The 600-nt window shown below is 63.2% G+C and carries 2 pseudogenes; both read right to left on the bottom strand.

The window, feature by feature from the left end:
• Positions 1-107, bottom strand: a pseudogene (locus tag FCL40_RS18980) (HAD-IIB family hydrolase); the annotation flags it as partial.
• A 162-nt stretch (positions 108-269) separates the two neighbouring features.
• Positions 270-374, bottom strand: a pseudogene (locus tag FCL40_RS18410) (HAD-IIB family hydrolase); the annotation flags it as partial.
• Positions 375-600 lie beyond the last annotated feature (226 nt).

Raw genomic sequence — 600 nt, 5'->3', positions numbered from 1 at the left:
CTGAGGCGCGCCAGCGCCGGTTCGGCGGGCTGAAAGCTGTAGCTGTGGTGATCCAGCAGGGTGCCGTCGAGATCGGTCACCACCAGCAGTTTGGGTGTTGGGGCCATCCTTGGATTCCTTTGCCGTGACAGGATGAGTATAGACAAGCAAGGATTGGCCCAAGCTGAAGCGGCCAATTACGGGGCCCGGTCAAACGCCACTGGACCCCGGCCTTCGCCGGGGGGACAGGAAGTGGGTCATTCCCGCGAACGCAGGAATCCAGGGTCTCTGAGGCGCGCCAGCGCCGGTTCGGCGGGCTGAAAGCTGTAGCTGTGGTGATCCAGCAGGGTGCCGTCGAGATCGGTCACCACCAGCAGTTTGGGTGTTGGGGCCATCCTTGGATTCCTTTGCCGTGACAGGATGAGTATAGACAAGCAAGGATTGGCCCAAGCTGAAGCGGCCAATTACGGGGCCCGGTCAAACGCCACTGGGCCCCGGCGTTCGCCGGGGTGACGATTGTGCGAGAGGCAAGGGCGCACTGCGGCGTTCCCGCTTCCCTGCGTAATTCCCGCGAACGCGGGAATCCAGGGTCTTGGGCTCCTCTCAGCAAAAGCCGCTGGG

This window comes from Ferrimonas sediminicola, from assembly GCF_005116715.1.
Classification (GTDB): Bacteria; Pseudomonadota; Gammaproteobacteria; order Enterobacterales; family Shewanellaceae; genus Ferrimonas; species Ferrimonas sediminicola.
This window is presented reverse-complemented; position numbering and strand designations above follow the sequence as displayed.